Genomic DNA, 1951 nt, shown 5'->3' with positions numbered 1-1951 from the left:
CGGGGATGGAGTTGTTGGCGGTGGGGACAGAGAAGGTGTTTGGCGAGTTTGGTAACGGCTCCGCGATTGGGCGTGGATCAAGGATCAGCTTGGGACGTTACCGGTTTTGGGGAGCGGTTATGGCAAGCGCTGGCGGGCTCGTGAGTATTTGGTGGGATATAGATGATGCTTTACAGGTAACTGACAAGCTGTTTCTACCCCGCTCGAGAAGAAACCTGCTGTCCAGCGCATACATAGCCCGAGTGTTTGCGACTTCCACAATGCTAGCAGGGCAGGGTGGATTGGCGTTTGCTCAAGCCAGCGCCTACTTTAGATGGCGGGCGATGTCCCGGCAGGCGTCATCAGTTGCAGACCTCTTTAATTATCTTTCCGGACTATCTACACGCATAGCCTCTCATCAAGGTGCCACTCTCCTATTTGGTAGAATGATCTGGATAGGTGGGGTTGTTGTGATAGCTGCAAGCGTCCTGATTTTTATTTTAGATGAGGATGCATTAGAAAAATGGTGCGTCAAGAGTTGCTTCAGTCGAATCGACGGGAAGAGGTTCGGCAATAATGGCGAAGAGCTTTCGGAATTATTTAACGCCATTCAAGGCGTGCTGTAATGTATTTTCTTGAATGGTTGTCGTGGCAGGGCATGCTGGAAACTCCAGCCGCTAGAAGAAATGACAGCGCGAGTGATCAACTACATAAAAAACCGCGAAACGCTCCTTACGAGAGCGATATCACGGAAGAACATATCGCTTCCCGATTAAGTGTAAGCACTACACCTAGGACAAGAGGTCCAGTCTTCGCCTGTAGCAATCATGTATTGGAGCTTCGCTGCGGTCTGTGGGAAGCCAAAAGAGGATTGCTCACCATTCTGACGGCTACCGTCGTACGGGTGCTTTCAGGTTTCTTGTACATCCTTGTCACACTTTCCATTGAACACGTTAACGCCGTATTGGAAAACACCGGAGAGCAGCACTGGAGTACTGTACTTTTAATAATAGCGTTAGGCTTTCTTACGCTAGCAGGAGGGTATCTTTACTTGAAGTACGGCCTGCGCTTTACCCGCCTCGAAATTTTCACCTCCCGGCGCATGCTAATCAGATTCAATCGCACGACTCAGCAGGTCCATCTTCATAGACCAAGTTATTGCGGAGGTATTGTCACTTTGCCTTGGGAGGGTGTTATTTATTCCGGGATCAACTTGAAATCCAATGCTGCAGGGATGGGTATTCCATTAAGCCTCCACTGGCCGGTCAGCGTAACCGGTACTTTGCACCCAGAGTTCGCTTTCGTCGGCAAGATGTGCAACACCTCATCTGAAATGCACGACGAGTGGGAATTCATCCGCCGTTTTATGGAGTCAGGCCCTGACGGCCTCCCGCGCCCACGAATTACCTCACACTTCCCTTGGCCATGGCAGGCATTCACTCCGCAGTTCGAGGGGCTTACCCACTACTTTCGTCATTCTTCGCGGATCATCAAGTTAGGCCTTGTTCTTATCTCGCCCGCCTTTCTCATCCTCGGCCTAAGCCACTGGCTAAGCCTGCTGCTGTGCTGGAAACCGCGCTGGCCAAAAACCATCCGCGAAGCAGGGCTACCCGGAAAACCCATCCCGCCGCTAACCACTTTGGCCGACAGGCCGCCTCATATCCAGGAACGCCTGCGTCAGAACGCCCATCTTTGGGCCATCCGCCCGGGCCAGCGGCCGGCGAAAAAACCACGGAACCCCCGCCGTCGCCCCAAGGCCGATTCCGCGTTATCGCCAGCCGGAGCTTCTAGCCGGAATGAGACAAACGCCTCGGCACAAACTCCCTCCCCCGATCAGGGAATTGAGCGCTATGACAGTGAGCGTTGAAACAAATTGCGCAGGTACCACCTGATGTGGCTGCAGCATCCCAGACTGCTTGCAGCGCTTGATCTCTATGATCAGGAAGATCTCACCAGCGGTCTGTGCTTTGCA

Annotated in this window: 1 protein-coding gene and 1 pseudogene; both read left to right on the top strand. The window is 52.8% G+C overall.

Annotated elements, in window-relative coordinates:
- A pseudogene (locus tag FW789_RS24260) lies at positions 1-605 on the top strand (hypothetical protein); the annotation flags it as partial.
- Positions 605-1846, top strand: a complete 1242-nt coding sequence (locus FW789_RS24255) for a DUF6708 domain-containing protein (RefSeq protein WP_446432146.1) — start codon at positions 605-607, stop codon at positions 1844-1846. The pseudogene FW789_RS24260 and the gene FW789_RS24255, both read left to right, overlap by 1 nt.
- Positions 1847-1951 lie beyond the last annotated feature (105 nt).

The sequence above is a fragment of the Pseudomonas sp. 1121_17 genome, from assembly GCF_052850745.1.
This window is presented reverse-complemented; position numbering and strand designations above follow the sequence as displayed.